The sequence below is a fragment of the Butyrivibrio fibrisolvens genome (genome assembly GCF_023206215.1).
Classification (GTDB): domain Bacteria; phylum Bacillota; class Clostridia; order Lachnospirales; family Lachnospiraceae; genus Butyrivibrio; species Butyrivibrio fibrisolvens_C.
Map to the genome: position 1 here is coordinate 1,320,124 of NZ_CP065800.1, position 25,680 is coordinate 1,345,803.

24 protein-coding genes and 2 pseudogenes are annotated in these 25,680 nt (G+C 33.8%); 21 read left to right on the forward strand and 5 right to left on the reverse strand.

Annotated elements, in window-relative coordinates; translation table 11 throughout:
* Positions 1-9 precede the first annotated feature (9 nt).
* Positions 10-804: a glycosyltransferase family 2 protein gene (locus I7804_RS05350; RefSeq protein WP_248405326.1), complete on the forward strand. Its 795-nt coding sequence runs from the start codon at positions 10-12 to the stop codon at positions 802-804.
* 509 nt (positions 805-1,313) lie between these two features.
* A complete protein-coding gene (locus I7804_RS05355) occupies positions 1,314-2,321 on the forward strand; it encodes an MBOAT family O-acyltransferase (RefSeq protein WP_248405327.1) in 1,008 nt (335 codons plus the stop codon).
* A 544-nt stretch (positions 2,322-2,865) separates the two neighbouring features.
* On the opposite strand, the gene I7804_RS05360 is transcribed toward I7804_RS05355, so the two are convergent.
* Positions 2,866-4,287, reverse strand: a complete 1,422-nt coding sequence (locus tag I7804_RS05360; protein ID WP_334303702.1) for a transposase — start codon at positions 4,285-4,287, stop codon at positions 2,866-2,868.
* 69 nt (positions 4,288-4,356) lie between these two features.
* Between I7804_RS05360 and I7804_RS05365 the strand changes: the two genes are divergently transcribed.
* The 9 genes from I7804_RS05365 to I7804_RS05400 all read left to right on the forward strand — a co-directional run bounded on the left by I7804_RS05365 (position 4,357) and on the right by I7804_RS05400 (position 11,586).
* Positions 4,357-5,508, forward strand: coding sequence for a hypothetical protein (locus I7804_RS05365; protein WP_248405328.1), 1,152 nt, complete (start codon positions 4,357-4,359; stop codon positions 5,506-5,508).
* Between the two features lie 15 nt (positions 5,509-5,523).
* The gene (locus I7804_RS05370) at positions 5,524-5,916 is read left to right on the forward strand and encodes a hypothetical protein (RefSeq protein ID WP_248405329.1); all 393 of its coding nucleotides are present in this window, start codon (positions 5,524-5,526) and stop codon (positions 5,914-5,916) included.
* Between the two features lie 290 nt (positions 5,917-6,206).
* Complete coding sequence (locus I7804_RS05375; RefSeq protein ID WP_248405331.1) at positions 6,207-6,842, forward strand: glucosyltransferase domain-containing protein; 636 nt, start codon at positions 6,207-6,209, stop codon at positions 6,840-6,842.
* Between the two features lie 33 nt (positions 6,843-6,875).
* Positions 6,876-7,811, forward strand: coding sequence for a hypothetical protein (locus tag I7804_RS05380; protein ID WP_248405332.1), 936 nt, complete (start codon positions 6,876-6,878; stop codon positions 7,809-7,811).
* A gap of 311 nt (positions 7,812-8,122) precedes the next feature.
* Positions 8,123-8,839, forward strand: a complete 717-nt coding sequence (locus I7804_RS05385; protein WP_248405334.1) for a hypothetical protein — start codon at positions 8,123-8,125, stop codon at positions 8,837-8,839.
* 60 nt (positions 8,840-8,899) lie between these two features.
* Positions 8,900-9,397: a glycosyltransferase family 8 protein gene (locus I7804_RS18930; protein ID WP_282570486.1), complete on the forward strand. Its 498-nt coding sequence runs from the start codon at positions 8,900-8,902 to the stop codon at positions 9,395-9,397.
* The gene (locus I7804_RS18935; protein ID WP_282570487.1) at positions 9,384-9,668 is read left to right on the forward strand and encodes a glycosyltransferase; all 285 of its coding nucleotides are present in this window, start codon (positions 9,384-9,386) and stop codon (positions 9,666-9,668) included. The genes I7804_RS18930 and I7804_RS18935 overlap by 14 nt, the downstream gene beginning before the upstream one ends.
* Before the next feature lie 33 nt (positions 9,669-9,701).
* The gene (locus tag I7804_RS05395; RefSeq protein ID WP_248405336.1) at positions 9,702-9,938 is read left to right on the forward strand and encodes a hypothetical protein; all 237 of its coding nucleotides are present in this window, start codon (positions 9,702-9,704) and stop codon (positions 9,936-9,938) included.
* Between the two features lie 58 nt (positions 9,939-9,996).
* Complete coding sequence (locus I7804_RS05400) at positions 9,997-11,586, forward strand: hypothetical protein (RefSeq protein WP_248405337.1); 1,590 nt, start codon at positions 9,997-9,999, stop codon at positions 11,584-11,586.
* 291 nt (positions 11,587-11,877) lie between these two features.
* Here the strand turns inward: I7804_RS05400 and I7804_RS05405 are convergent, their stop codons facing one another.
* The 4 genes from I7804_RS05405 to I7804_RS18940 all read right to left on the reverse strand — a co-directional run bounded on the left by I7804_RS05405 (position 11,878) and on the right by I7804_RS18940 (position 13,509).
* Positions 11,878-12,246, reverse strand: a complete 369-nt coding sequence (locus I7804_RS05405; protein ID WP_248405339.1) for a hypothetical protein — start codon at positions 12,244-12,246, stop codon at positions 11,878-11,880.
* A 220-nt stretch (positions 12,247-12,466) separates the two neighbouring features.
* Positions 12,467-13,123, reverse strand: coding sequence for a DDE-type integrase/transposase/recombinase (locus I7804_RS05410; protein WP_331477883.1), 657 nt, complete (start codon positions 13,121-13,123; stop codon positions 12,467-12,469).
* Positions 13,021-13,344, reverse strand: coding sequence for a helix-turn-helix domain-containing protein (locus I7804_RS19370; RefSeq protein ID WP_420314860.1), 324 nt, complete (start codon positions 13,342-13,344; stop codon positions 13,021-13,023). The genes I7804_RS05410 and I7804_RS19370 overlap by 103 nt, the downstream gene beginning before the upstream one ends.
* A gap of 30 nt (positions 13,345-13,374) precedes the next feature.
* On the reverse strand, positions 13,375-13,509 hold the full coding sequence (locus tag I7804_RS18940; RefSeq protein ID WP_282570488.1) for a hypothetical protein: 135 nt from the start codon (positions 13,507-13,509) through the stop codon (positions 13,375-13,377).
* A 1,898-nt stretch (positions 13,510-15,407) separates the two neighbouring features.
* Between I7804_RS18940 and I7804_RS05420 the strand changes: the two genes are divergently transcribed.
* The 10 genes and pseudogenes from I7804_RS05420 to I7804_RS05465 form a co-directional block, all read left to right on the forward strand.
* Entirely contained in the window at positions 15,408-16,550 is a 1,143-nt protein-coding gene (locus I7804_RS05420; RefSeq protein ID WP_282570489.1) for a glycosyltransferase family 4 protein, read from the forward strand.
* A gap of 12 nt (positions 16,551-16,562) precedes the next feature.
* Positions 16,563-17,483, forward strand: coding sequence for an acyltransferase family protein (locus I7804_RS05425; protein WP_248405343.1), 921 nt, complete (start codon positions 16,563-16,565; stop codon positions 17,481-17,483).
* 259 nt (positions 17,484-17,742) lie between these two features.
* Positions 17,743-18,060 (forward strand): annotated as a pseudogene (locus tag I7804_RS05430) (FkbM family methyltransferase); the annotation flags it as partial.
* A gap of 15 nt (positions 18,061-18,075) precedes the next feature.
* Positions 18,076-18,513, forward strand: coding sequence for a glycosyltransferase family 4 protein (locus tag I7804_RS05435; RefSeq protein ID WP_248405345.1), 438 nt, complete (start codon positions 18,076-18,078; stop codon positions 18,511-18,513).
* A 52-nt stretch (positions 18,514-18,565) separates the two neighbouring features.
* The gene (locus I7804_RS05440) at positions 18,566-18,757 is read left to right on the forward strand and encodes a hypothetical protein (RefSeq protein ID WP_248405346.1); all 192 of its coding nucleotides are present in this window, start codon (positions 18,566-18,568) and stop codon (positions 18,755-18,757) included.
* Positions 18,750-19,808, forward strand: coding sequence for a glycosyltransferase (locus I7804_RS05445; RefSeq protein ID WP_248405347.1), 1,059 nt, complete (start codon positions 18,750-18,752; stop codon positions 19,806-19,808). Before I7804_RS05440 ends, I7804_RS05445 begins: the two co-directional genes overlap by 8 nt.
* A gap of 20 nt (positions 19,809-19,828) precedes the next feature.
* Positions 19,829-20,614, forward strand: a complete 786-nt coding sequence (locus I7804_RS05450; RefSeq protein ID WP_248405348.1) for a hypothetical protein — start codon at positions 19,829-19,831, stop codon at positions 20,612-20,614.
* A gap of 66 nt (positions 20,615-20,680) precedes the next feature.
* Positions 20,681-22,222: a lipopolysaccharide biosynthesis protein gene (locus tag I7804_RS05455; RefSeq protein ID WP_248405349.1), complete on the forward strand. Its 1,542-nt coding sequence runs from the start codon at positions 20,681-20,683 to the stop codon at positions 22,220-22,222.
* Between the two features lie 59 nt (positions 22,223-22,281).
* The gene (locus I7804_RS05460) at positions 22,282-23,109 is read left to right on the forward strand and encodes a glycosyltransferase family 8 protein (RefSeq protein ID WP_248405350.1); all 828 of its coding nucleotides are present in this window, start codon (positions 22,282-22,284) and stop codon (positions 23,107-23,109) included.
* Positions 23,110-24,703: 1,594 nt separating this feature from the next.
* Positions 24,704-25,618 (forward strand): annotated as a pseudogene (locus tag I7804_RS05465) (UDP-glucuronic acid decarboxylase family protein); the annotation flags it as partial.
* Positions 25,619-25,680: the final 62 nt, after the last annotated feature.

Consider the following 25,680-nt stretch of genomic DNA (forward strand, 5'->3'; position numbering starts at 1 on the left):
TAGTACTATATGAATATACCAAAAGTTTCGCTGATCATGACAACGTATAATAGTCATGAAAATTTTACAAAATCTATAGAGAGTGTGCTTACTCAGGATTATCCGTCAATCGAGCTGGTGATTGTTGACGGTGGTTCAACCGATGGAACAGTTGAAATAATAAAAAAATATGCTTCATTAATTGAAAATAGTGGCGATGCCTATAAGAATTTTACTATTGTCTGGATCAGTGAAAAAGATGATGGCATTTACGATGGAATGAACAAGGGTATCCGTATGGCGTCGGGAGATGTGATAGCTGTTTTTAATGATGAGTTTACATGTACAGATGCCGTTTCTAAATATATACGGACTTTGAATGAGGGAGATTATGATGCTGTTCATTCAGACCTTGTATATGCTGATGGTGATACTCTGAAAAGATATTGGCATATGCCAAATGGCAGCATTCATCTTGGCTGGATGCCGGCTCATCCAACGCTATATATAAGGCGAGAGATATACGATAGATATGGCTTATATAAAACGGAATATCACAGTTCTTCTGATTATGAATTTATGATAAGAATATTGAGAGATGGTACTCTAAAACTTGGGTATATTCCGGAAGTTCTCATGAAGATGTTCTATGGTGGAACCTCTAGTGCAGGAATAAAAGGATATGGAAGGAATACAAAAGAGGCGTACCAAGCTCTAGTAGGTAATAAAGTGGCTTTTCCGGCGTTGATTATTATATGTAGAATAATTCGAACTTTGTGGCAGTATGTGATTGCGTTGAGAATGCAACTAAGGAAAAATAATTAATTAGAAAGCTTAATGAATTAATTACAAATGTGTAGAAATTCTTTCGGAATTTACTTATGAAGCTATTTCAAAATCAGAATATGATTCTGTAGTTAAGGGATTAAGACATCTGATGTATGTAGGAGAGGATGTTGTAAAGTGTAGAGCAAGGACTAGCTGTCCCCTTATTCATATCAAAGAAGATAACAAAAATGTCTAGTCTTTCTAAATAATTGACAGGAGTGTGAGGCGGCAGATTGAGGGATGTAATCGCTATTTTTTAAACATACCGAGCATATAAAAAGAATTTTCTCGTTCAGTAGTGAGTAGGTTAAAAACATAGAAGGATAGGATTAGAAGAAGAGATGGGGTTCAGTTCAGCGATTTTTTTGTTTATATTTTTACCAATCGTTGTATTGGTGAATTTGGTCATCAAAAGGGAGTTCAGAAGTGCTTGGCTGGTTTTGAGCAGTGTGTTTTTTTACGCATGGTCACAACCTAAATTTCTGCTACTAATATTTGCCATTATAGTGATAGATTATGCGTGTGCACTTCTTATTGCCAAAGACATTTTTCCCAAAATTATTCTTACAACTTCTGTTGTTCTAAATATTTCTGTATTGATGTATTTTAAATATTCAAATTTTGTTATAGGTATGATCAATGACCTTTTTAGGAGTGATATTCAGCTTTTGAGTATTATATTGCCGATGGGGATTTCGTTTTATACATTTAAAGGGATATCATATCTTTCAGACGTGTATAGGAAACAGGTTGAAGCAGAAAGAAACATTAACAGATTTTCGGCGTATATTATCATGTTCCCACAGATCATGTCTGGTCCTATTGATTCCTATGGAAGGTATAGTGATTCGCTTAAAGAAGACCTTGTTACGTTAGATTGGCTTTACGAGGGTGCAAAGCGTATGGTATTAGGATTATCACAGAAAGTGATAATTGCTAACACGTTAGGAATAATAGTTGATGATATATGGTCCAAAGGAGCTGGATCTATATCATGGCAGCTTGCATGGCTTTGTAGCATTTCTTATTCTTTGCAAATATATTTTGATTTTGCAGGATATAGTAATATGGCAATAGGTATCGGCAAAATGCTGGGATATGAATTTTCGGAGAACTTCAATCTGCCATATATGTCGAAGAGCATAACTGAGTTCTGGCGTAGATGGCATATGTCATTGGGTGAGTGGTTTAAAAAGTATGTTTATATTCCATTAGGTGGAAATAGAAAAAGTAAGATAGGCGGATATATTAATCTTTTAGTTGTCTTTTTGCTAACCGGTATATGGCACGGTGCGGCATGGACTTTCATTATCTGGGGGCTTCTTAATGGAATATTACGAATTTTAGAGAAAGGTTTACATGAAAAAGTAATACAAATATCGATTTCAAGAAGGATTAAAGATTTCATAGCCCATGTATATTTGATCTTAGTTGCCAATTTTGCTTGGGTACTGTTCAGGGCTCCGGATATTAAACAGGCATTTATTTTTTTAAATCCATGTTTGGAAAAATGAGTTCATCGTCATGTGGAATATCTGTTTATGAATACTTAGATAAATGGAATATTTTTATTATAGTAGTAGCGGTCGTTTTTAGTACTTCTTTACCGAAGAGATTGATTCGGATAATAAAAGGATACTTAAATAAGAATGTATTATCTGTTGCCAGAGACATATGTTTGCTGCTTTTGCTACTATTATCGATTATGGAAGTAGTTACTAGTACATATCAGTCTTTCATATATTTTCATTTTTGATTATTGGGAGGAAGGCTAATTGTTTGAAAGAATTGAAAGAAAAATATTCATAGTTTTATTTTTTATGATATTGCTTTTGCCTGCCTTGTTTTTTAATAATAGGTAATTGCGAAACTCGCCGTGCGCGTTCGCAATCTTGAATTTAAACAAGGAAGAATTCATGCAGAGCATGAATTCTCTGATACAAAATGTGAACCGTCAGTTTTAGGCGCACTTTAATAAGCATATGGCTTCATGAAGTTGGTAAGTCCTACGCGATTAGAGGTTTTGCACTACGTATATATTCATGGTGTTTGATTTTGTCAGCGAGAACGACGGTGATGAGCTGAGTGATACCTGCAAGGATAAGGTCGGCATGCAAGGTTTTTTTCATTTTGTGTGCGACGCCCTGCTAAACAAAGATAGTCTTTCATATGATTGATATCTCTTTCGACAGCAGTCCTGATTTTATAAGTATTGTTCCATTCTTCGGTACCGCGAAGTACTCCTGGATAGGCTCGTAGATTCTTTTCGGGATAAATATGTATCATACGACCGCAGGAAGAATCGGTACAAGGGTTATCGCATTGGCACTCTCGATGTTGCTTGCCGGTAGATTTATCGTAAACATATTTGATTTTTGGACAGACAAATTTGAACCTTACTAAACCATTCTTACTTGAAGATTTACCATCGGATTTCATCGGAAGTGAGTCATCATTAGGACAACAGGGTATACCGTCAGCATTTACTTTGCAATCAGGATATTTGATTCCTGCTCTACTGTTTAAAGGTATATATGCTTTTGAAAAATGTTTATCTGTTCCAAAAGTATCACCTGTAAGCAGTTGTTTATACAGAAGAGTTGAATCAAAAGCAGCATCGCCCAAAAATGTTTTGGGATTGATGAGCGGATGTTTTGAAAAGAAGTCCTGAAGTGTGGGAATGAGAAGTTTTGCGTCATGAACACATTTATCTTCGTCAGGTGAATCAGATTTCTTTTCAACAATGATATCCGGGTGAGATGCCAAAAAGTCTTTGTTGTAAAAAGAAATATGTCGGACAATTCCCAGGCCGTTTGTCACAATGCCAAACTTGAAAACGTAGCAGAAATGGCCGTTGATATATAACTGTTTGATTTCAGGATTGGCAGAAGCATGAGAAGGCATCAATCCATAAGCTGCCTTATAGGGATCATAGGATTTATAAAAACCCATTGCTTTGGCATATGCCTTAAGCTGTTTGATGATCCTGTTAGCATACTTGGGATTGTTTTCAGTGACAAAGGCTTCAATCCCAGAAGAATCAAAGATGGTCATGTTGGCTTTTGCAGAATCAATAGCCTGACAGATAGGCTCGGTAATATCGACGAGCTTATCAAAAACAAGCTGTAAGTCATCCAGAAAATCTTGCTTAAAGCGGGTTATTTTAGAAGCATCAGGAACTTTGGTAAAACCACAGAATTCACGAAGTGGCTTCGAGTATGCAAGAAAGACCAGTAGAAGCTGATCTGTGGGGATAGTAAAAATGCGTTGGATAATTAAAGCCCAGAGCATAGCTTTTAATGGGTATTTACGGGATCTTCCCGTTGATGCATAGAAATGCTTTATAAAAGAAAGCGGAATAATTTCATCAAGGTCGATATGGTTTTCTAATAGAGACAAAAACGCAGGCTTGTCATTTTCAAATTTATCTTGGCAATCTGCATAGATATCAGCCAAAGAAAGCTGTTTATATGGTATCATATATATCAGAATAACTCCTTTCTTGGTATTGGTCAGTGGTTTCTCGTCAATTCTATTGTACCATATCCGGTGAGGGGTTATTCATTTTTTATAGAGCAAAAGTGCCGTATTTATGCGGCTTTTGGCGTTTCGCAAACGCCTATTTTTAATAAAAAAGAGGGGGTTATTTCTGCTTCCGAGAATAGATCTTTAGCTCCTTTTCCCAAGTTTTATAATGCTGACGGGACATTTAATCTGGATTATCTTCAAGATGTTGAAGTGTGGTTTAACGACAACTTGGGCTTTAGAGATTATCTTGTAGAAGCGGATGCACTTATAAAATACTATGCGTTTGACAGATTGAATGGTATGAGACTTGGTGTAAATGGAGAATTGACTCCTTTTTATAGCTTGGCAGATTATCAGCATACAAACCTGTTAGATGAAGATGGGTTAGATGAGGTTACTGATTCTTATCAGACAATTTATGATTATTTGGATAGCCTTGGAATTCAGGTTTACTATATCCAGTGCTGGGACAAGCAGACTATTTATCCTGAGCAATATCGTAATACAATACAGGTTTTAAATGATTATTCTATGACAGACCAGGTAGAGAGAGCTTTACTAGATAATACTGATATAGATGTGGTTCCAATAAAAGAAACTTTAATTAGATTAAAAGATAAGTATAATATCTTTGGCCCCTGGACTGAACCATGGCATTGGCTTTGGCGCGGCGCTTTTGTTGGATATACTGAACTAATAACAGAGATTAACAATGAAAATAATAACAAGTATTATGCGTTGTGCGAAAATGATATGAATATAGATATTAAAGATGTTGGGCTTACTTATTATGGCTATATTCATCAAACTGATGAGGAGGAAGTATTAACTTTGCGTGACCCTCATGCAGTATTAAGACCTATTCAATATATGCCAGATGAGAGCTGGGGGGGACATGCAAAATATTTTGTGAATAATTCAGTTGATAACGAAGATACGATACTTGTTTTGGGAGATAGTTACTTCCACGACTATGGCGTAATTTATTGTTTGGCTGAAAGTTTTCACACTACGATAATGTTTAATGGTTCAGCAGCGACAAATGATCATCTGATTAAAATTATAGATACATATAAGCCAGATATCGTGGTTTTTGAGAATGCTGAAAGATGCAATTATAGATTTTCTGAAGCAGTTGGAATTGCAAATGATATAACAAGCCATGTGCTGTAAAATGGTCAAGATATCTTGTTTCGTTCTGAGAATAGGAATTCAGAACAATACACTATAAATGGCTTTTCGTACAGAGAAGATGAACCTACTTGGACAGAGGGTAATGAAGCGTCTTTGTTTGTTTATGCTAATGGCTTTGATATAAATGCTGAAGCAAAAATTGTATTGGATATAGCAGATGTTTATAATAAGCAAAGTATTAAACTGCTTGTTAATGGTCAGGAAATATATCAGGCTGAGTCTGTTTCAGAAGGTGAGCATATTGAAGCTGTTTTTGATTTCCCAGATACTAATATGATAACTATTTCAATTCTTTTAGATGATGCTATTTCTCCTTTTGATATCGGAGAAGGTAGAGATTTACGAGAATTGGGTATACAACTTGAGAAAATATGTATTTATCAATAAGGGGGTATTGAGTGACAGCTATGGGCTTGGCCAGCGACGATTTGTTTTTGAAATGCAGGCGCCAGATACTTGGATTTTCTTGTGTCTAGAAATACATGTGCAGATTCTTTATGCTTTTTTGATGGAGGAAATTTAGAGTGGATCTAACACTACGGTACGTGTGCCAGGCGTTCATATGTCTTAGATATGCAATAGGTCAAAGCTAGAGAGAAAAATCAAAAGTCCACAATATCAAGAAAAGGAAAGGAAAAGTGGTGTATTCGGATTAGAATGCATCATTCAAATCAAAAATGGATAGAGCATGGATTAATTTGAAAAATGTTTTGGCAAAATGGATAAAAGATAATAAAAATGTATTGTTAATAGCGCTTATTGCAGGATTTGTTTGTCATATTTATGGTATTACCAATATGCTTGGTGGGGACGATCGGATTTTAAATTATTACACTGGTAAACCTACAATTGAACAAGCTTTACAGAGAGCTAATTCAGGAAGATGGTTGGCTTCAATAGTAGAATTGGGACTTGGGTGGTATAAGAGTCCAGTTGTTACTGGCTTTTTGACAATTATAATTATGGCGTTTTCTGCTATTTTTTATTCTGAAATATTCGGTATCAAAGATGATCTGAAAAGAAGTCTTGTGGCAATTGTATTTGAAGTTTTTCCTGCTGTTTGTGTATTTATTACTCTTGCACCTGATACATTTTCATATGGTGTTTCTTTTTTAGCATGCAATCTTGCAATGTATTTGCTTGTAAAGTCTTCAAAAATGAAAACAATAATATGTGCTATAGGTGTTTTGTTTTTGGGATTGTCTTTATGGTTACCTAATATTTCAGCTGTATTGATGACTTTGATTTATTATGTATTATACCAAATTCTTATTGAACAAAAAGAAAGTGGTATGATTGCCTTTTTTTATTAAAAAAGCATAGTAGTAATCCTGATTTCAGGTCTATTGTATTATTTAGCTAATATAGTAATAATTAGTGTTTGGCATATTGAATTAAGTGATTATCAAGGTGCATCAGATGCTATTACTGGTAAATTTGTAGATAATATATTGATTGGAGCTTTGTATTCATTATTTAAGACTTGGAAACATAGTTATGAGTGGATGTATATGTTACCACAGTTAAAGATTACATTGATCGTGTCTTATATCGTTATAGGGTTTTCAGTTGTATATCTTTGGATAAAAAATAGAATCCATAAAAGGATACAAATTACAATAATCATATTGGTTTGTATTATATGTATACCATTTGCCTTAAGTCCGATGCCGCTTATTTCATGGTCCTTTAAATGCCGTGCACAGCATTGTATGGGGTGGGTGATATTACTGACAGGAACTATTGTTTTTGGTTCGCAATTAATACATATGTGTAGTAGGGGAGCTTTTATAAGAATGATAATTGTTATAAATCTCTCCCTTCAGGTGTATGGCTTTTTCCTTTATGATCAAGTTGAGTACTACAATATGTCGTATGTATGGGAAAAGGATAAAACTTTTTGTACAAGAATATTATGTAGGCTGGATAGCATGGAAGAATTTGATTATGATAAATCAGTATATTTTTTAGATACATATGACTTGGATTATGAGAATAGTAATACAATTTTGGCTTATGATTGGAATTTGTATATGAACATTACAAATTCTACTACGAATCTAACCGGCGGTAATACTTCATATAAGGCACATATAAAAAATTTTGAAGGTGTAGTATTAAAAGATCCTTCTCAAGAAACGATTGATAAAATAAACAATTCGGAATTGGTACTATTAAGTGAAAAGCTTGATGAAGGTGAATTTGAAATTGTCCAATTTGATACAGATACATTTGTTATATTAGTACATCATACAGCATCACCATCCTGGGAGTTTAGTTAAAATGGATGTTGCTGTATAGTTAAACTTGATAATTTATATAAGTATATCTTGGATTATAGGTAACCGTATGGAAACACATTGGTACCGTGTATCATTAACTTGATGATTTGTTTGTGCTTTTTTATATAACGCATGTTCCGACTTTTATTTTGATGAGTGGTTATCTGTATTCGAAACATACAATTACTCATGATTTTTCTTATCAATTACGCAGATTGTTGAACTTGATTATATGCTCCATTGAATATGTTATTATCATTGCGTTTTTAAGAAACTTACTTCGTATGTATTAAGTAATTGATAGGACGTTTATGGATGAGGTTTTTTTATCAGTTCATAATATGTGGTATTTTCCGGTACTAAGTATATCTATTATGCTTTATGAGATGCTACAAAAAATACCTGCCAGGATGGGAGGCATTTTTGAATTTTCTACAGCGATGATCGCTTTATTTTTGTTATTCAAAAATCCATCGATTGGTAAGATGTTGGTTTATGTATTGATTTTTTTAGCGGGAACAAGATGGACAATAAACAAACGAAAGGCAATATTAAATATAGTAATAGACGCATTAATACTGTTTTTTGTTGTGTTTTATGGACACTTTGTCGGTATGAAGAGCGAGGGTAGTAGCGGAATTGAATTGATAATTCGTATGGTTATTACCTTTCTTGGCGCAGGTTTGATACCATCCATTATGTATTTGCTTCTTGTTAATCAAAGTGTGTCTATTCAATTACATAAAAGAGTTTGTCATGAAAATGAGAAAGACTTTAGCAATTTATCAGGGAATATTTATATAGATAAATGCCTTAAATATATATCGCGCAATAGTCAGATTTTCTATTTTTCACAGTTTTTAGTTATTGCTATAGTGGAATCTCTTCGTTCGGTAGGCTTATTTGGATTTTTAATAGGACATGCGTTATTATATACGGTGATGTGTTTTGGTATTGCTTTTTTGAGTTCTCTTTTTATGGATAAATGCAAAATTGCAAACAGAGTATTGATCAATCCTTTAAAATAGAATAAATAATCTTACAATATAGAGAAAGGTTGCATCGGATCAGATAGATGCTGTAAATATATGAGAAAAAGAGTAAACATTTTATATCAATGCGATAATAATTTTACTTTCATGACAGGCGTATCATTTGCATCATTAGTAATTAATGCTTCGTGCAATATTGATTATTATGTGTATGTCCTTACCCCTGACATGTCTGAGGAGAATAGAAAAAAGTATTATCAGATAGTGAGTCAGTATCCGGACAAAAATATAATATTGGAGTTCTTATCTGTCGCTGAGTGTCAAAAAGAGGTTGAATCTTGGGGAGTTCCTTCACATAGAGGTTCTTGGGTTACGTATTACAAGCTTTTTGTTGCAAGACTGTTTCCGGAAGATAGCGGTGTAGATAAGATCATCCATATTGGGGCAGATACATTGGTAACAGGTTCATTGGAAGGGCTCGTTGATTTTGAAGGTATGCCTTTTGCAATGAATTGGAGCGAAAATCATCGCTATGGACACTATCCAAGAAAAGCTCATAATTGTGTGGCAGAAATGGGAAATGGTTTATTTTAATCTGCCTGAGTGGAGAAAACATGATTGTGAGCAGCGCATAGTCCAGCATGTGAAGAAATATGGCGATATATATGGAAGCAAGGATCAGGGTATATTATTATGTACGGTGTTTATAGATGAGTATGCTCAGCTTCCACTAAAATACAATATTTATGGCATGACATACTACTTTAATAAGTTCAATCGAAGATTATTTAATAATGCTCCTGTTATATCTAAAAATGAGATAGATGATGCTTATTCTAATCCGGAGATTATTCATTTGGCATGAACTTTTTTGTATAGACCATGCGAAGCTGATAGCTTGGATAAATTATATGATATGTGGTGGGATTATTGTGACCAGTCTCCATGGAAGGGCATGAAACCATTAGAGGGACAGCCTGATCTTGGAGTACCAGAAAGATTTTTTAGAAATCTGTTTAAGGTATTACCATGCCAATTAGCTGCAACATTATATGTTTTGGCACGCCACTGGAGTGGAAATGTTGCATGGGTTTATTTAAGAATAGGCGATATGATTGCTGGTCGCCAAGTGTAACTCATGAAGTGAAGATTAGTGATTGATTCGGATAGAGTTTGATTGTGAGGTTTCAGTTATGCACAGGACATACAAGTCTGTTTTTTTGTCTTTCTTAATTTGGATTATTTTGTTTATATCTATAATTATTTTTCAGAAAAAAATTCTGATTACTGCTTTGTTTTGGGGAACTCTTGTTTGGACAGGCGTTCTTTGCTCAAAACACAGTATTATTCAGAATGTATGTATCGAGAGAATTGAGATGAGAGATAAGTTTATTATTCTTGTGAATATTATTCTTGTTTCTATTCTTTGTATTGCTCCTATGGATCTTTCTCCCTTATGGAACGGAGAAATTCCGGATCATAGAAATCAGTATGAATTATTAGCGGATGCTATACTAGAAGGTCACATAGATATAAGATATGACGATTATGATGTCCGTTTGGAACAGATGGAGGATCCCTATGACCCAGATGCCCGCAGGGAACAGAACATTCAATACCATTGGGATCATGCATTCTACAAAGGTCATTACTACATGTATTTTGGTGTTGTTCCGGTTTTTCTTTTGTTTATACCATACAAAGTATTATTTGGGACGTCATTAATTACATTTCATGCTACACAGATTTTTGTCTTTTTTTCCATTGTTGCAATTTTTTTGCTGTTTTATTTGCTCGCAAAAAAGTTTTTTTCTGGTATTTCATTAGGGACTTATTTATTCACTACAAGTGCTTCCGCTTGTATTTCATTTGGATATTGCACACAGGCTCCTGCATTGTATTGCACTGCTATTTCTAGTGGATTTTGTATGATGCTTTGGAGTTTTATATGTTTTTTTAAAGCTGTGTATTATGAATATAAAGAATCAAGGCAAGTGCTCTTTGCAGCGCTAGGAGCGTTTTTGGGAGCGCTGGCATTTGGGTGTAGACCGCCAATAGCAATAGCTAATATTTGTGCCATTCCGCTTGCAATTACGTATGCAAAAAATTATAAAGGAAAGCATCTTGTGAGGAACTATATCATAATATCACTTCCTTATATGAGTATTGGTGCACTCCTCATGCTTTATAATTATGCTCGATTTCAAAATCCGTTTGAGTTTGGGCAGACATATCAGCTAACATGTGCAAACCAATCAATGTATGCCGATTTTTGGGCGCAATTTGATCTTATAAAACAAATAAATCTTGGTTTTAAGCAGTTCTTTGAATTGGGAGAGGTTACGAAGAGATTTCCATATCTAAACTATGGAGGATATTTGGTGACGTATCCGCTTATGTGGCTATTGATACCTTTCTTTTCCCAATTCGAGGTGAGGAAAGCATTAAAAAAAGATGAACTGGGATTATGGATGTTTTTTTCTATATTAACAGTTGCTTTGACGACTTTTGCATCAATACAGTGGGCTCCTTTTATGATAGAGAGATATAGGTTGGATGGATATTATATAGTATCTATTATAGCGTTTATGTGTATTGGATATAAGCTTAAGACAACTGATTACTGTTGCAAAACAGCGCAGATTGTAGAAATAGTATGTATCTGTTCTATATTATTTTCTATTTTATTATTTTTTAGACCATTTGATGCAAATTTTGCGATTCTTTATCCAGAAAAAGTTGATGAAATTAAAAGGATTATATTTAACTTCTTTCGTAATTGACTCTTGGTGAGATTGATTCTGTTGCTATACCTTGTATTATGACATATGATGAAATTGTCTGCCTCTTTGATTCAAGTGATATGGGGAATTGTTGAGCGACACGCTCTGGGCTGTGCTGGCGACGAATTATTTTCGAGTGCAGGCTCAGCCCATGCGACGCTTTATAATACTGCCGACATCCTGTCACCTGTAGATGCGACGAATTCGTAGCTTTTACTTTAGGATTGGTATACCTATCCTAAAGTAAAGGCCATGAAATTCATGGCCTGAAGCTTGAAAACTAAATAATGATTATCCGAGAGCCTGCTCATTTACTGCTGTAAGGATTACTTCAGCATCGATGGTTGTTTTCTCCATCTGAGCGCCAGCTTTTAGTGCTGTAGACATTACATTATCAACGATTCTTGGATTACCTTTGCAGAAATTGGCGACTGTATTTAATGCATCATCGCTGATGATGGATTCGGCGCCACCAACGATACGGATCTTATGCTTTATGTATTCGGTTGTCTCATCTGCTGATAATCCCTGAAAGTTGTAGTGTACAGAGATTCTCTGACGCAGTGCCTCGTGAATCGGACGTTCCAGTGTGTGATTTAATACAGGTTCACCACTTAGGATCAGAGTAAAACAGTTCAAAAAGTCAAAGCGAAAGTTCATAAGCATCTTTAAATCCTACAAGATTCCGTTGCTTAGGTACTGAGCTTCATCTATGGCCAGGATCAACGGCTGCTTCTTTTCTTTGAAAAGATAGTAGAGCCTGTCCTGAATGTTTTTGAACATTACGGTTTTGCCGCTTTTGGAATCCAGGCTTAACTGGTCACAGAATTCTTTGTAGAAATCGGCAACTGATACTGTGGAGAGACATATATATATTTCATCAGATACTGGTTCTGATTAAGTGAATGCTCAAAGCATCTGAGATAGTAGGATTTGCCCATTCCGGGAGAAGCAGTAAATTGCGTTCCACTTTTCCTTTACTGGCTCCATCTCGTACCGGAGTATGCAAGCATAAGGTTGCTATGGAATCACAGATAAGTGTCAGCTGGTCATTGGAGTATGGAGAACCATTGTCGAGGTAGAGCTTGTCAGGAATTTCATAGGTCTCAACAGCTCTTTTCAGGACCTTCTGGAAGTTGTAGGCATTATCGTTATAGAAGATCTCACCACCTACGATCATCCTTGAATGGTCATCGATTATCATGATCAGATAAGTCCTGCGTTCCTTTCCATCTTCGCTGATGTAGGGAAGATAACAGGTATCAGCCTGCCAAAGACAACCGAAATCAGAGGCTTCAAAAGCTTTACGGTCTTTGATATTTATGTTTCTTGCGGATTTAAGATCGTTTTCCTTTATGAAGCGTTGAACAGCTCTGACACTGACATCTGGAGCAGAGAAAAACGGAATCTTTTGAAGAACAGCTTGGGGAGTTTTTAGATAGAAGAAAAGAGCTGAAGGCTTGAACTGGAAAGAGCATCTATTTCTTTTATAGATCCGAACCAGAGATTGTACTGGCTGATAAAAGTATGTATCCAGTGATAGAGAGTTGACCTGGAAATGTGGAACTCGTCACAGAGGGCTTCTACAGTCTTAATACGAGTAAGATATTTCCAAAGGACATAAAGAACAAAACGAATGAAATAGGAACCGTATGGGATCAGAAGGTCTGGGATAAGGGCACTGGTCTTGCCACAGTGACATTTGACTCTTGTTACAGAGACAATGTGCTCCTTGCGTCTGCCTTCAGAAATGGAGATAAGAGCTCTTTCGTATGCTGAGTGTCGTTTTTACTTTGATGTATTGCCACAGTGAGGGCACTTGATGCCTGCTGTGAGATAGCTGTCACAGATGGTTCTGAAAAGATCGATATCGGATAATTTACAAGAATTAAGCTTGCAAAGTATTGCGTCAACTCGTATCATAATAATGTATTTGTACATGAATACAGAAGGGTACTTCGGTACTCGGGAAACGAAAGGAAGAGCAAAACTTTGGTCGGTGGTGCTCTTTCTCTTTTTGTTTTTAGTTACAGAGATGAGAGTAATAGACTTTAAGTATGAATGCAATAAAAGAGCGTCGTAAAATACGACGCACAGGAATATTTATAAAGTTAAAAGATAGAATGGAGGTTGTCGCGGATTTGTCATCTTAAAGGAGATGAATCTGTCGCTCAACACTGAAGGTGATATATTTGTAGAATTTTTCTTGTTTGTGACGGGTTTTTATTCTGCTAAGCATTGTTATAGTGATGCTATTAATAGGAATATGCCCGAATGCTCAAAAAACTCTATTATATATACTTTGAAAAAATTTTCGAAACTACTTTCATATACTATACCTGTGACAGTCGTATCTTATTTAGTTCATAACTATACGATAATATACTCTGATGGAATAAAAACATTTTTAGCGTGTATGACAAATTTGCCTACTGAATTACTTCTATTGGGAGCGGCATATGGAATTAATGATAATGCACCACTATGGCAGTTGTCAGCTATGCTTATTTGCTTTCCATTGTTTTTGTTAATATTACAGCTGCTTGATAGATATACACTTATTATTATAGCTTTTATCAGTGCCTGCCTAAGGTATGGCTATCTTGAGGTGACGTACAGATCGGATTTTGGTGATCTGTCTCGAGTTATGGTTGGTCTGATTATTGGTGCTTTTCTATATAATATCAGATATATGATTGATTCTATAATTGATAGTAAGATTAAGAGAATCGTTTAATTTACATGTATGATAATTCCTATAATTGTTGTAGGGATTGGATTTAGTATGCCGCGGGTCATATTGATTTTATTTATGATGATGATTGTATTTGATTACCCATTATTAAATAATAAGGCTTTGGCTAATATCGCAGCTTTTTTAGGCAAGTTAAGCATACCAATTTATACTTGGCATTGGGTTGTGGGGGGGCGTAATCAAAACGGTCAACATAGAACAAAGCGTTGAACGCTTTATAGTATATGTGGTAATGACATTGGTGATAGCTTTGCTAAATATAGGGGGCGTAGTTTTCATAAGAATGAATCTGCAGTATGCAAAAAATAATAGAAGCAGTAATACTTGAGTATAATAATCTCATGAATTGTGGTGATTAGTATGAAGAAAACGTGTATAAACAGTAGGAATAATGGTTTAGATTTCTTGCGTATAATGTGTATCATTTTGATTATTATGGGGCATATAAAGGCATATGAAGAGTTTTCGATAAATAATAAGGTTTGGTTATTAATTGCAGTATTATCTTATGCTTTTATAATAATACTTATATTTACAGGAGATTATTTGGTCGGAATAGGCAATAATTGTGGGATAATAATAAAGTATTTAGGTAATTATTACAGTAGTCATTATGAAGCTTTGCTGGCATTTTTATGCTCGTTTTCGTTGTTTTTCTATTTTAAAGGGAAGAAGTGTGATACTTCAAAGTTTTTTCATATATAGCTAAATCTACAGGAGTTATTTATATTATTCATAGTGTACCGGTATTTTATCGCTATCCTGATTATAGATTATGGGAAAATATATTTCACATTAGTTATTGGTATAAAACAGGTTTGTTACCAATTGCAATGATAGTTATTACTTTTATAATTATCGCAACAGGAACGATAGGATTCTATACTTATGACAAACTTCTTTTTAATATTCTATATAAAAAAATGAATATCAGTAAAGTAGCAATATTATTGAATAAGCTTATGAATTTATAAAATATGATGTTATTATATCATTGCTTAATAATGTTTATAGATAAATGAGAAGGTAGATTTAGATCTCAACATGCGAAAGAAAGCGATAAAGTATGAAAACTAAGACAATATTAGCCCTATCATGGCGAGATATACGTTCACCCAAAAGCGGCGGAGCGGAAGTTCATACATACAATCTAATGAAATGTCTTAAGGAGCAGAACTATAAATTTATTAGTTTTGCTCCTCATTATGATGGGGTTCCTGATAATGAAGTTGATGAGAATATTACATATATCAGAAAAGGCAATATCATCACGGTAATATTCCATGCTTTTTGTTACTATAGGAAGAATCGAAAGACAATTGATTATGTTATTAATCAGTGTAATACCCATAACTTCTTCACACGGCTCTGGGTTCCTAAGAGAAAGAGGATATTCTATATCCACCAGTTAACAAGAGAGATATGGGATATCAACGCAGGATTCCCTTTGAATATAATAGGGAAAACGCTTGAGATCTTCTCATTAAGACTTAATCGACATGACTATACTATAACAGTATCCGAATCAACTAAGCAGGAATTGGTAGAACTAGGCTTTGATCCTAATAAAATATATCTGGCATACAATGCAGTTGACCCTAAGATAATAAAAGATGAAGTTGATGATAATAAGGTATCAAATAGAGATTTCATCTATGTTGGGAGATATTCTAAGTATAAAGGCATAGATGCAGCTATAGAAGCTCTTGGTATGGTACATAAGAAATATCCTGATGCAAAACTTAGAATAGTTGGCAAGAAAGATCAGGCATTTATAGACGAAATAATAGCTCCTATATCACAAAAGTATAATCTGACAATTGGAAATAACGATAATTGTGATATCATAATATGTGGCTTCGTATCAGAAGAAGAGAAGCTTAGGCTTATGGAAAAGTCTAAGGCACTTCTATTTCCTTCAATAAGAGAAGGATGGGGAATCATAGTGTCAGAGGCGGCTGCCAGAGGGACTCCGAGTATTGTATATAACAGCCCTGGAGCCAGAGATGCGGTGGACTTTGGTAATGCTGGGTATATGTGCGATAGTAATAACCCTTCGAATTTAGCTGAGCTGATGCTGGATACTTTGGAAAGTTCAAACAGATATGCTGATATACAACATAAAGCATTAGCATATGTAAAAAGATTTAGCTGGAACCACAATCGAGATGAGATAGAAAGAATGTTCTGCAGAATAAATTCTGACTGAGAAAAGGATGCTATGACTAAAGTTAAATATGCAGATTACTCAAAAGCCTTGGCAATATTCTTTGTAATCATGGGGCATATGATTGAGATGACAAATGTTGGGGATGGGAAGTGGATAATTGACACTTTATGTTATCTACTACATGTGCCAACTTTCTTGATTATTAGTGGATATCTGTTTTCAAAAAGTTATATGAAACATACTCTAAAAGAGGTTATTATTACTAAAAGTATTCGATTATTATTTCCGTATTTAATATGGACTTTGCTATTGACTTTATATACCGTGATTATTAATGGTATGTCTTTAGGAGATAGTTTTTGTTATTCTTCAAATGCATTATGGTATTTAGCATTTCTTTGGGCGTGTATTATTTGCACAAGCTTTTTATTTAAGTTGCCAAATTTCATTAGCAAAATGATAATGCTTTTATTATCTTTGTGCTGTGTAGCAAGTCCTTTTTTAAATAGTACGTTGGCTAAGTTTTGTATTCATTACGGAATTTTCCTTGTGGGTTTTATTTATTTGGATAGAATAATAGCATCAAGAAATAAGTATATTTTAATTGCTATGTTTATTTCGGGATATATGTGTTTAGTGGCTACAGGATATTTATCTATGCTTGATGCTTTAGGTACTGGTATCAAAACATTATCAATTTTTATCCTTAAAATTATGGGCGCGTGTTTTTTACCAATATGTTTTAGTTATATTGAGGAAAAGAAAGAATTAAAATTACTTACCAAAGTAGGTGCAAGTACAATTTATATATATGTACTTCATTTTTTCATAATTGCTATATATAAAAATATGAATAATGATGACTGGTTTGTATATATAATATCTGTATTAGTTGTGTTTGTTTTTACAATGGCAATTGGAGTCGCTTTTGAGAATAACAAGTATTTGAATAAATTATTCAGCATATTATAAGAGTAATAAGAAAATCATTATGATAAAAGTGAAGTAAAATCCTTGTAAGTGATAGTTGATAATCTTGTTATGTGAAGATACTAATAGTAGGGGTATATACTTTTTTGGAATACAATAGACGATAATAAATATGTTTGTGGGAGCATTTCTTTTTTATTATGAGACCTTTTTTCTATAGTTATAGCAACATGATTTACATATTGTGAAAGCTGCATGTTCGGATAAAGATGGTACTCTTTTTTAAAAAGAGCAGAGCAATTCTGGAGGTAGTCATGTGGCAGAGAATGAAGGTATTGGAGTAGTAGAAGTACCATCAAGAAAGATAGATTCTGTTATTGCTGGTGGAAGGTGCGACTTTATAAAAATGGATATTGAAGGAGCAGAATGGGATGCTCTTCACGGGGCTAAAGAAACAATAATAAAAAATAAACCTAAGCTTGCTATTAGTATTTATTATAGTAATGAAGATATGATAAGACTCATAGAATATATTCATAGTATTGTTCCTGATTATCGATTATATGTGAGGGCGCATATAATGGGAATAGCTGAGACGATACTGTACGCAATGATATAGCATGAGACTTTGCATATGGGTTATCATAGAGATTTTAAAATATCACAAAAGTATAATCTGACAATTGGAAATAACGATAATTGTGATATCATAATATGTGGCTTCGTATCAGAAGAAGAGAAGCTTAGGCTTATAGAAAAGTCTAAGGCACTTCTATTTCCTTCAATAAGAGAAGGATGGGGAATCATAGTGTCAGAGGCAGCTGCCAGAGGGACTCCGAGTATTGTATATAACAGCCCCGGAGCTAGAGATGCGGTGGACTTTGGCAATGCGGGATATATGTGTGATAGTAATAACCCTTCTGATCTAGCTAAGCTTATGCTTGATACTATTGAGAATGCAAATAGATATACTGATATACAGCATAAAGCATTAGCATATGTAAAAAGATTTAGCTGGAATCACAATCGAGATGAGATAGTACAAATGATATGTAGATTGAGTTCTGACTGAGAATAAGATATTTGTAGCATCCTTTTCAATTATTACTATTCGCCCAAATACTATGGGGTATTTTAGAGATAATGGTCATGATATAAGTGAAGATGAATTTTGTGATGCATATAACCAGACAGGTACTTTTTCTGAAAAAAATTGTACATTTTGGAGCGATGGAATATTATTATTCAAATTTGGTTCAAACGAAAAATGGCTATTGAAATGTTTAAATTGTAGGAAGGTTAAAAAAGATGATTGAAAAAAAGGTTTCAGTTATTATTGCAACATATAACTCTGAGAAGGTTTTGGGAAAGACTTTACAGGCATTAAGAAAGCAGACTTACCCTCAAGATAAAATTGAGATATTGATTATGGATGGAATGTCCAATGATTCAACCAGAGATATAGCAAAAAAATATGATTGTATAATTATTGACAACCCAAAAATAGAACAGGGAAATGCAAAGATACTGGGAATGCAACATGCCAAGGGAGACTTTATTTTATTTGTTGATAGTGATGAGGTTGTTGAAAATCCTGAAGCAATAATGAATACGGTTATTGCTTTTGAAGAACAGCCAGATTGTAAAGTTGCAGTTTGTAGTGGGTATAAAAGACCGGAGGATTATCCAGCCATTAGTGGATATATTTCTGATTGTGGTGATCCGTTTTCATTCTTTTTATATAACTTTCCTAAAGATTATAGATTTTATGAAAGTATTATACGTAAATACTATAGTGTTGTTTGCGATAATGATAAATACCTAGTATTTGATTGCGATATCAATAACCATTTTCCATTGATTGAGGGTGGATGTGGTGGAATAATGATGAGATCGGAATATTTCGATAACGTGATTCCAGATTGTAGAAATAATATAGCTATACTCTATCATTCATTTTATATTATGTGTGGCAAAGGAGAACATAAAACTATTTTTGTTAAGAACACTCCTTTGGCACATTATTCTGCGGATAAAATAAGCAGATATTTTAATAAGTTAAAATGGAGAATATGTAATAATATTCATTATACAGAGAAGGGTAAGGAAGTATTCAGCGGACGTCAGAATTTTCAAAAACAGGGTAAATTTAAAAAATATATATTTATTCCATATGCACTTTCTTTTGTAATTCCTTTTATTCATAGTGTTCCATATGCTATTTCTAGAAGAAATAGTGCGTATCTTTGGCATTGCGTTTTAGCTTTTTATTGTGCTATTGAGATTATTTACAATTATATATTAAAACTGTGTCATATTACACCTGCATTTGTTGCATATGGTAGCAAAGATAAGATAAAAAAATAAAAACGCAAAGGTAAAAACTCGTGAATGGAAAAAGTAAAGATTTAAGTATATTGATTTATTCATGTTATAGAAATAGTGATATGTGGGATATATTCTCTGCATTATTTCAGAGGTATTGGAATGATTGTAATTATAAGTTGATTCTTTTAACTGACAAGTATGAATCTAATACAGAAGTGGCATTATTTGACGAAGTTGTAGTATTAGATTCAACATGGTATGAAATGTTGATGGCAGGCGTACAAAAGGCAGATACTCCGTATGTGATGTTATTTATGGATGATTATTTGCTATGTGATTATGTTAGGAATGAAGATGTGGAGAAGTATATAAAGTTTGTTAAGCTTTATAAAGCTGCTAATATCAGATTTCATTGGTCAGAAATGTTAAAGCCTAAGACATTTACGAAGAATCACAGTTTCGATTTTTATAAACCAGGGTCAGCATATTCCTTTTCAACACAGGCAGGAATCTGGGATGTTAGCTTTTTAAAAAAATATATTAAATCTGAATGGACCCCATGGGATTTTGAAAGAAAGGGATCAGTTGATGTGAGAGATAACTTACAGCCATTACTTGGAACAAAAGAATATGCGTTTCCTTATATTGAGGGAGTAAGAAAAGGAAAATGGATGAAACAGGGGTATGAATTATGTAGACGATTAGGGATCCATTTAGACTTAGAAAAACGTCCAGTAATGACGGATTTTGAAATGGCATGGATGTACTTTAAAGGCGGTATATTAAGTATTAATCCTGATTTTATTCAGAAAATGCAAAATTTTCTTATCCAGTTAAGGAAATAATATAATTAATTTGCTATCTCAGAGATATGTGTTAACAGATAGCTAGGATTGGAGATTTACATTTTCATGCATATTAATAGTGATTTAAAAGATAATAGAGCATTAAATGCAGCAAGAAATACAATAATTGGTTTCATCCAATCTATTCTTGTCACTATTATTCCTTTTGTGGTTAGAACGATAATGGCAAATATATTAGGGGCAGAATATCTTGGTTTAAATAGTGTATATATGTCAATTATGCAGGTTCTGAATCTAGCAGAACTTGGATTTGGATCAGTGATAGTCTTTTTTTTGTATAAGCCTGCAGCTTATGGAGATGAAGAACTTGTTGCTTCATATATGATATTTCTTAAGCGAATATATCAATGCATAGGGTTGGGTATAATTATATGTGGAATGCTGGTTCTTCCTTTTTTAAATAGAATAGTCGGAACAGAGGCGCCAAGTGATGTAAATATACATTTATTATTTATACTATTTACTATGGGATCGGCTGTTGCTTACTTTATGTTTCCGGAGATAGGGATTTATTTTACAGCGTACCAGAGAAATGATTTGAATTATTCAATTACTATTATATCATGGGGCTGTACTTATATTATACAGATTATAGGAATTTTATTATTTAGAAGCTATTATATTTATGTATTGTCTGTTGCTTTACAGGCGTTTTTGTGCGGAATATTAAGAATCCGAATAGGAAACAAGGCTCTGAAGCTTGAGAAAGTAGCAAAACATCTATCTTTGAAAGAAAAAAAAGATATTTATAACCGTACAAAAGCTATGATTGGTCATACAATAGATGTGCAGCTAATTAATGGTGTTGATAGTATTGTAATATCAGCACAGTGTGGACTAACTGCAGTGGCAATATATGGGAACTATTTTTATGTGTTTGCGGCAGCTATGATGATTGCTGATGTTATATATCAAGCAGTTCAGGCTAGTATCGGTAATGCTATAGCTATAGAGAAAAGTAGTGATAATTATAGTAGATTTAGATGTATGTTTTGGATGAGCAGTTGTCTTGGTGGAATTATTAGCATAGTCATGCTGTCTACATATCAGATATTCATGAGGCTATGGATGCCACAACTGATTGATTCTAGCAATCTTTATATAATTATATGTATTTATTTTTATATTTCACAGCTTAGAAAAACAACAACTTTATTTAAGAATGCTGGGGGGATGTGGGAAGATGATAAGCTCAAACCATATATTGCTATGATTGTAAATTTTGCATTAGATATTGCTCTTGTTGCAAAAATTGGAATAAGCGGTGTTGTTTTTGCTTCTATTATAACTATAGTTATAATAGAAATTCCTTGGGAGACATATATTATTTTTCATAATTATTTTCATTTGAATGGATGGAAATATATAATGGAAATGATTTTGTACAGTTGCATTAATTTGTTTTTAGCAGTTATCTCAAAGATGATTGTGGGTTTTGTTGTAGAAGGATCAAGTGTTGAATCGTTTGTTTTAAGTGGGATAATTAGTATTTCTTGCACTCTAGTTGGTTATTTATTATTCTTTTCCAGGACAGAAGTATTTCATGTATGGAAGAAAATAATAGTAGAAATGAAAAAGAATAAATAAAAATACAGAAAAATGAAAGGGAAGTATGATATTTTTTATTAATATCAAACAAGAAACTAATGAAGTATAATATATTGTATTGTTCTAATGAGGCATATTCACCGAAACTGGTTTGTTCGCTTTTATCATTACTGGATTCTAACCAGGATATACTAAAAGAAATTCATATATTTATTAGAACGAATGATTTTTCAGATGATACGATTAATAGATTTTATACTATCATATCGGAATATGGTATGGACAGTAAGCAACTAAATGTCGTATTCACAGATGAATTAGAAAGCAAATTGAAAGATTGGCACATGAAAACGTTTAAGGGGTCATACATGTGCTATTACAAACTGTTCGGAATAGATGAATTGCTTGATGGAGAATATTTAGATAGGATTTTGGTTATAGATGCAGATACTTTGGTTTTAGATTCACTAAAGGAATTATATTATACTGATTTAGATGGCTGCCCTGTGGGGGCAGTGAAGGAATTTCCAACAGAAAAAAATCATCATGCAGATGGTGTTGTAGAGTATAATACGGGAGTACTTTTATTTGACCTCGAAAAATATAAACGATATAACATTGAATGGCTATTTCGCGAAGCAGTAAACAGAATCGATGATAGGGAATGGTATACAGGAGACCAACTAGTATTTGCCGAAGCTTTATATGAAAAAAAATACATTAAAAAGCTCGATTTAAAATATAATTTTATTATGAACCAACTCCCATTTAGCTATAATGAGTTCTGTTACTATCGTGATTTGAAAGATGGGGATTATTATAATAGGAATATATATGAAGTTGCTAGATCAATCCCACAATTATTCATCTCATTTCAGGAACTTTTATTCTTTCTCCCTGGCTGTACGAAAGCAGAGGATGGATAAAAGAAAAATGGAAATATTATATTGATAAGAGTAAATGGAAAGAAACGGGGATTGAAATTTATTCACATGTCAATTTTAAAACTATCGTAATATATAGAATTATGAGTATTTTCAACTTATTGCCAAGAACATTATTTATAAAGGTTGTTCGATATATTTGGCTAAAACAAAAGTAGGAACTTATCGTTATTAAATGGCAATGTTCGCTTTGCATAAAAGAGCAGATTATGATAAATAATACAAGTTCATGTGATTATTACTGTTATAGAGAAAGATATTAACGTAATAAAAAATGAAGCTATGAATTTTTAGAGTTTGAAGAACTTTCTTCATAAGCTACAGTGAATTGCTATGCTCCAAGACGGATATATTTAGTCTTTTTTGAAGTCGATAATACGTGTAGATTCTTTTTTCCTATGTAGTGTTTAGTATCATGATGAGAACTAACGTTAGATAACATAAGATAATCATCACAGAGATGGAGTTACGCCTTAAGTATAGCCCTTTAAGTAATAGCGTTATTAGCTTCATTCTGCGTTCGCGCGTAATTATACCGTAAGTCCTCATCCATGAGTACCTGATATCAAAAATCCCCGCATTGCTGCAGGAATTTGGATACATATATATGCACATTGAAAATTTAAGACTTTTTAAATCTGCTTGGGCATTTGTCTTGGACATTTTTTGACCAGGGAAGAAGGACATCTAGGTACTTAGTATCTTTATCATCCTAATGTTTTGGAATCTCTGATAGTAAGAGGTTGAAGTATTCGTAGGTGTTTATGGCATTAGCTTTAGTTGTTCAGCAATGCTGAATATCATGGCACTTGCTTTTGCTACGTTATCAGACTTTATTAGTACGAAATTCTTTCTGACGATGGTGAAGGCGCGTATAGCCTGTTTGCTGGTTTATTGTCCATAGGGATTCTTCCATCGGCCAGAATGTAAAAAGACATTACCACGATATAAAAATTTGCTTGATATTTATAGTCAAAAACCTGCGATGAAATTTTTCCTGATTTATGCTGTAAGCCAGAGCTTTATCGATGGTGCTATTATGGGTGACTTGACTGTACTTGAGTTTTACCCACTAAAAATAGGCATCGATTTTGTCCTTAAGAACAAGCTGACAATGCTTTTTACAGTCTGTGTTTGACAGGTCGTCAAAGCCGTTATCTAGATGCATTATCTTAGTTATCATCGAGTATGCTTCAGCAGCAATGTAATCTTTTGTAGCTTTGGTATCTAACGATTTTATCAACTCGTCAAATGAGTGTTTGTAATGTATCTTATCTTAGAACTGGAATAATGTGAACTTCCGCGATAATTACAACTCTTGGCAGTCAAAATGAGAGAAAAAATTGAAAAAAGCTTGATATTATATTGGTTTTGCTTGATTTTTAGTAGAATGATAATTGTTACTTTACTCGTAATCTTAATATAGCTATAGAGAAAAATAGCAATAATTGAAAATGGGTGAAGTTGTATGATTGTTGTGTTATAATATACAAGTTATTTGCTATTTGTTTCATTATATGTTTTGAATAAATTATAAACAGAGGATTGATATGCGAAAAAAAGAGTATTAGTAACAGGTGGAGCAGGATTTCTAGGATCGCACCTATGTGACAGATTATTAAAAGATGGTAATGACGTTATCTGCGTTGATAACTTATTTACCGGAAGTAAAGATAACATCAGACATCTGCTGGATAATCCGTACTTTGAATTTATACGACATGACGTGATACAGCCGGTATTTGTAGAATGTGACCAGATATACAATCTTGCATGTCCGGCAAGTCCTATTCAGTATCAGAGAGACCCGATATATACTACAAAAACATCAATTTATGGAGCTTTTAATGCATTAGGTCTTGCTAAGCGTACAGGCGCAAGGATACTTCAGTCTTCTACATCGGAAGTGTATGGAGATCCAGAGTGTAATCCACAGCCCGAAAGTTACAGAGGATGCGTTAATACTATAGGACCTCGTTCTTGTTATGATGAAGGAAAGAGAGTAGCAGAAACTTTATTCTTTGATTATCATAGACAGCATGGTGTTGATATTAAAGTTATGAGAATATTCAATACATATGGTCCTAGGATGGATATAGGCGATGGTAGAGTTGTATCTAACTTTATCGTGCAGGCTCTTAAGGGAGAAGATATAACTATCTATGGTGATGGAAGTCAGACTAGAAGTTTCTGCTATGTAGATGATCTGATTGAAGGAATGGTCAGATTGATGAATAGTAGAGAAGGATTTACAGGTCCTGTTAATATCGGTAATCCGGGAGAATTTACTATTAAGCAGCTTGCAGAGATGGTTATAGATCTTACCGGTTCTAAGTCTAAACTAATTTATATGGATCTGCCTATGGATGATCCGACTCAGAGAAAACCTGATATTTCATTGGCGCAGAAGGAACTTACATGGGAGCCTACGATCCCGCTTCGAGAAGGTCTTATTAAAACAATAGAGTACTTTAAAGGTGTAGTCGAATGATCCCATTAACAAAGAAGAAATCCTTTTTTCTACTCTGAGGATTTGAAGCTTACGTCAACGAA